General features: G+C 71.5%; 4 protein-coding genes. 3 read left to right on the top strand and 1 reads right to left on the bottom strand.

Annotation, left to right across the window (positions count from 1 at the left end; translation table 11 throughout):
• Window positions 1-383: 383 nt before the first annotated feature.
• The 3 genes from IEY86_RS35545 to IEY86_RS35535 are packed head-to-tail and all read left to right on the top strand — an operon-like array spanning window position 384 to window position 4,348.
• A complete protein-coding gene (locus IEY86_RS35545) occupies window positions 384-1,352 on the top strand; it encodes an FAD binding domain-containing protein (protein WP_189136035.1) in 969 nt (322 codons plus the stop codon).
• Window positions 1,349-2,002 (top strand): (2Fe-2S)-binding protein, encoded by a 654-nt coding sequence (locus IEY86_RS35540; protein ID WP_189136034.1) that lies wholly within the window; start codon window positions 1,349-1,351, stop codon window positions 2,000-2,002. The genes IEY86_RS35545 and IEY86_RS35540 overlap by 4 nt, the downstream gene beginning before the upstream one ends.
• A 12-nt stretch (window positions 2,003-2,014) precedes the next feature.
• Window positions 2,015-4,348 carry a xanthine dehydrogenase family protein molybdopterin-binding subunit gene (locus IEY86_RS35535; protein ID WP_189136033.1) on the top strand — a complete coding sequence of 778 codons (2,334 nt, stop codon included), beginning with the start codon at window positions 2,015-2,017 and terminating at the stop codon, window positions 4,346-4,348.
• A 243-nt stretch (window positions 4,349-4,591) separates the two neighbouring features.
• Here IEY86_RS35535 and IEY86_RS35530 read toward each other — a convergent pair whose 3' ends face one another.
• Window positions 4,592-5,041 (bottom strand): ester cyclase, encoded by a 450-nt coding sequence (locus tag IEY86_RS35530; RefSeq protein ID WP_189136032.1) that lies wholly within the window; start codon window positions 5,039-5,041, stop codon window positions 4,592-4,594.
• Window positions 5,042-5,270: the final 229 nt, after the last annotated feature.

The following is a 5,270-nucleotide window of genomic DNA, read 5'->3' as shown; positions in this document are numbered from 1 at the left end:
GTCCACGGCCTGGAATGGGTCGCCGCCATCGACCTCGTCCTCGTCCTGGCCGCCGCCGCCATCAGCACCCTCCTCCCACGACCGGAACCGAGCGGTCGCAGCGCCGCCGCGGGTCCTGCCGTCCCGGCGCCCGCGACCGCGGGAGAGGGATCCACGAGCAGCGCCGCGTGAGCCGGTGACGCGAGGCCGTGACGCGGGCCCGTGAGCCGACGAGGCGGGGGCCGTGAGCCGACGAGGCGGGGCCATGGCGCGGAACAGCAGTCCACATGCGCGGTGATCGTCCATCAGCCGTCCCCGCGGGCGGCTGATGGGGCATTCCCGAATGGCTTGATTTCCATTCAAGGATCGCACGGCCCAATTTTCATTTCTGGGGGAGATGGAGCATGAAACCGGCTCGATTCGCCTATTTCCAGCCCGACTCGGTCGACGAGGCGGTGGCCTGCCTCCGGGAGAACGGAGGCGAGGCCCGAGTGCTCGCCGGAGGCCAGAGTCTGCTCGTATTGATGAACCGCCGCCAGATCCGCCCCACGGCACTGGTGGATCTGAAGCGCGTTCGCGGCCTCGACTACCTTGTCCGTGACGGGGAGGGGCTCCGCATCGGAGCGCTCACCCGACACATCGACATCGAGAACGCCGACGATCCGCAGATCCGGACGGCGTTCGGCGTCCTTCCCGAATCGGCCCGCCTGATCGGGCATCTGCCCATCCGTACACGGGGCACCTTCGGCGGCAGCATCGCGTACGCCGATCCCCGTGCCGAGTGGTGCCTGCTCGCGGTGCTCCTCGACGCCGAGGTCGTGGTGGTGAGTGAGGACGGCTCCCGGACCGTCCCGGCCAAGGACTTCTTCACCGGCGCCCACCAGAGCGCGGCGCGGTGGGACGAGATCGTCGCGGAGGTCCGGTTCCCGCACCCGGCGCCCAACGCGGCACTGGTCGAGTTCGGCATCCAGCAGGGCGACCTGCCCGTGGTGGCCGCGTCGGCCGCCGTCGACCTCGACGCGCGGGGGCGGATCGCCTCGGCCCGGATCGCGCTCGGCGGGGTCGCCGACCGTCCGGTGAGGGCGAACGGGGCGGAGAAGGCGGCCGTCGGAAGCGTTCCGGACGGCAGACTCCTCGACCACCTGGCGCAGTTGGCCTCCAAGGAACTCGACCCGCCCGCCGATCCGCGCACCGACGGGCACGACCGCAAGGAACTCGCCACCGTGCTGGTGGCCCGGGCGCTGCGCGCCTCCATCGCCCGAGGCGCCACGGCCGGCACCGGTGCGACGCCCCGCACGGGTGCCACGCCCGGCACGAGTGCCACGGCCGGAACGGGCCGGCAGGCCGACCACCAGAAAGCAGAGGACCGATGACAGCCCCTTCCGACACCGCCCCAGAGCGGCTGCCCGACCTCGTGTCCGATGTCGCGTCCGAACCCGAGCCCGCGCCAATCCCCGTGGAGGTCACCGTCAACGGCGACCCGCGGGCCCTGTCCGTCGAGGCCCGGCGCAGCCTGGCCGACGTCCTCAACCGGGCCCTGGGGCTGCCGGGCACGCAGGTCGGCTGTGAGCTGGGTGCCTGCGGAACCTGCACCGTGCTCGTCAACGGTGAACCGGCGCGCGCCTGCCTGATGCTCGCGGTCCAGGCGGACGGCACCGAGGTCGAGACCGTCGAGTCGCTGGCGCGCGACGGCCGACTCAACGCGCTCCAGAAGGCGTTCAGCGAGAAGTACGCGCTCCAGTGCGGCTTCTGCACCCCCGGCTTCCTGATGCTCGCGACCGCCCTGCTGCGCAAGGAGCCCGACGCGAGCCGGGAGCGCATCAGGGAGTCGGTCTCGGCGAACCTGTGCCGCTGCGGCGGATACAGCCAGATCATCGACGCCATCGAGTCGGTCGCGACCGCCGGCGCCGACGCGACCGCCGGCGACGCGATCCCCGGCGACGCCGTCCCACGCGACGCCACCCCCGGCGCCGAACCGACCACCGCCGCCGAACCGACCCCCGGCACCGACGCCCGTTCCTAGAGGAGGAGTTCCGTGAACGCGATTGGGACATCGGTCCCCCGCCTCGAGGACGAGCGTCTCCTGCTCGGGCGCGGCCGGTTCCACGACGGTGTCATCCGTCCCGGCCAGCTGTGGATGCGGGTGGTGCGCTCACCGGTCGCCCACGGCCGTATCCGGGGCGTCGACACCTCCGCGGCCGAACGGCTGCCCGGCGTGGTGTCCGTGATCACCTCGGCCGACCTCGTTGGGATGCCGCGGATCCCCGTGCGCCAGCCCGCTCCGGGGATGGACTTCACCCCCTACCTCCAGGCACCGCTCGCCACCGGCTTCGTGCGCTACGTCGGCGATCCGGTCGCGGCCGTCCTGGCGGACGACCCCTACGTCGCCGAGGACGCCGCCGAACTCGTCGCCCTCGACATCGAGGAACTCCCCGTCGCCCTCGACGCGCGCTCCGCGGCGGACCTGGAGCTGGAGTGCTTCGGCGGCCATCGCGCCGAGGTCGGCATCATCGAGTTCGGCTACGGCGAGGTCGACGAGGTGTTCGCCGGCGCCGCCCATGTCGTCTCCACCAACCTGCGCGTCGGCCGCCACAGCGGAACCCCGCTGGAGCCACGGGGCCTGGTCGCCGAGTGGGACGACCGGGCCGAGCGCATGACGATCTGGGGCGCCACCAAGGTCCCGTACTTCAACCGCCGTGTGGCGGCCCAGATGATCGGCCTCCCCGAGCACCGGATCCATATGCTGGAGACGGACGCGGGCGGCAGCTTCGGTGTGCGCGGTGAGTTCTACCCGGAGGACCTGCTCGTCCCCTATCTGTGCTTTCGCACACGGCGGCCGGTGAAGTGGAGCGAGGACCGCGCCGAGCACTTCGTGGCGGCCAACCACGCCCGCCAGCAGGAGCACGACATCGAGCTCGCCTTCGACGAGGACCACCGCCTCCTCGGCCTGCGGAACGAGGCATGGCTGGACAACGGCGGCTACATCCGCACCCATGGCGCGGTCGTCGCCGTACTGACGGCCTCGATGATGTCGGGCCCCTACCGGCTGCCGGCCTGCCGCTCGAGGGTGCACATCGTCACCACCAACAAGACCCCCATCGGCACCTACCGCGCCCCCGGCCGCTACCAGCACAACTTCGTGCGGGAGCACGCGTTGGACGTGGCCGCGACACAACTCGGAGCCGACCCGGTCGAGTTGCGGCGGCGCAACCTACTGGACGCCACCGAGTTCCCGCACCGCCGGGCGATCCACATCTTCGGCTCGCCGATGGTCCTGGACGGCAAGGACCACCTGGAGCACTTCGACAAGGCCCTTGCCTCCTCGGAGTACCAGGCGTGGCGCGAGCAGGCGCGTGCGGCACGCGAGTCCGGGCGTCTGGTCGGCACCGGCTGCGCGTTCATCCTGGAGAAGGCCGGACTCGGCTACGACAGCGCCATCGTCGACGTGGACACCACCGGGGCCGTCCGCGTGGCCATGGGCGGTGCCAACGTCGGCCAGGGCATCGAGACGGTGATGGCCCAGATCACGGCCGAGGAGTTCGACGTCCCGGCGGAGTCGGTGAAGGTGGTGCTCTCCGACACCGACATCCTCCCCGACGGTTCGGGGACCTTCGCCAGCCGGACGACCGTGGTCGGCGGCACCGCCGTCAAGCAGGCGGCGGAGGCCGTCGTGCGCAAGGCCAGGAGGGTCGCGGGCGTGCTGCTCGGCGCGGACCCCGAGGAACTGCGCGTCGAGGGCGGGACGCTGTTCGCTCCCGGCGACCCGGACAAGCGGCTGACCCTGGCCGAGATCGCCCGGGTGTGCTTCACCCCGGCCCATCTGCGCAACGGCGAGGAGCCCGGTCTCATCGGCCGCAGCACCTATGTCGCCGACGGAATGACCTACCCGTACGGGGCGCACTTCGCGCAGGCGGAGATCGACCCGGGCACGGGCCAGGTCCGGCTGCTGCGCTACGCCATCACCTACGAGATCGGGCGGGCCGTCCATCCGCAGCTCGTACGCCAGCAGATCCTCGGCGGCGCGGTGCAGGGCATCGGCGGCGCGCTGTTCGAGGAGTTCCGGTACAGCGAGCGGGGCGAGCCCCAGTCCATCACCCTCAATGACTACCGCTGGCCGAGGGCTTCGGACATCCCCGAGATCCGGCTCGACGTCTTCGAGGACTCCCCGGCGCCGGGCAACCCGCTCGGTGTTCGGGGAGCGGGCGAGGGCGGAACGGCGGGCGCGGGCGCCGCGGTCGCCAACGCGGTACGGGACGCGCTCCAGTTGACCGGGGATGTCGGGGCGCTGCCGCTGCACCCCGAGAGGGTCAAGGAACTGCTGCGCCGCCGTGACGGCGGGGACGCGGACCGCCCGGCCCGGGACGCATAAGGGCGGCGGCAAAGGGGCCACGGCAACCGGGACCACGGCAAAGGACCACGGCAACCGGGGCNGCAAAGGACCACGGCAACCGGGGCCACGGCAAAGGGACCACGGCAACCGGGATCACGGCAAAAGGACCACGGCGGGCGGCCTCTTCCTCGAGGCCGCCCGCCGTGGTCTCTCTCTCACCCAGGCGATGGAGCAGAGCTCCGGGCCGGCGCCGGCCCGGAGCGGTTCAGAGTGCCCGAGGGCTCACGGGCGGTCGACCGGCGGGACGTTGAGCGTCTCGTGGCCGAGCTGCCGCATCAGATCGGCGATGTCGAAGTGCGCCGACCGCTCGATGACCTTCTCACCGCGGAACCGGTCGATGCCGATGGCGGTGAAGGTGGCCTTCTTGCCGCTCGGCGGCAGTCCCCGGAACGGGCCGAGCTGCGTGCCGACGCACTCCACGCGGGTGACCACGACATCGCCCTCGGCGATCTGCTCCTGCACCATGTCGCTCATGTCGGGGAAGGCGGTGCGGAAGGCCTTGACCCAGGTCCGCACACCCTCGGGGCCGCGAAGGTCGAACTGCGGCCAGTAGAAGTCCTCGTGGAACAGCTCGTCGGCCAGGTGCAGCTCGCCCTTGGTGATGATGCTCTCGAAGAGCAGGGCGATGCGCTTCTTGCGGGCTTCGGGCGTTGTGCCGGAGGGGATGTCCATGCGTGCCTCTTCTTCTCGACTCTCGGCTGTCGATGGTTGATTCGCTCGGTCGAACGCTGCTCTATGCAGCGCTGCTGCTCGGCTTCTCGGAGGCGGCGGGAGCCTGTGCCGCCGCTGAGCCGGCCGCGGTCTTCGTGGCCTGCGCGGGTCGTGGGAGGAGGGTGCTGATGGCGGCGGCGGCCAGGACGAGGACGAGGTCGATGGCGGCGACCCATTCCAGGCCGTGGAC

Origin of the sequence: Wenjunlia tyrosinilytica (assembly GCF_014646055.1) — a bacterium.
Lineage (GTDB): Bacteria > Actinomycetota > Actinomycetes > Streptomycetales > Streptomycetaceae > Wenjunlia > Wenjunlia tyrosinilytica.
This window is presented reverse-complemented; position numbering and strand designations above follow the sequence as displayed.

Coding starts and splice junctions, on each gene's coding strand:
- IEY86_RS35545 (WP_189136035.1), top strand. CDS start 384: ATGAAACCGGCTCGATTCGCCTATTTCCAGCCCGACTCGGTCGACGAG.
- IEY86_RS35540 (WP_189136034.1), top strand. CDS start 1,349: ATGACAGCCCCTTCCGACACCGCCCCAGAGCGGCTGCCCGACCTCGTG.
- IEY86_RS35530 (WP_189136032.1), bottom strand. CDS start 5,041: ATGGACATCCCCTCCGGCACAACGCCCGAAGCCCGCAAGAAGCGCATC.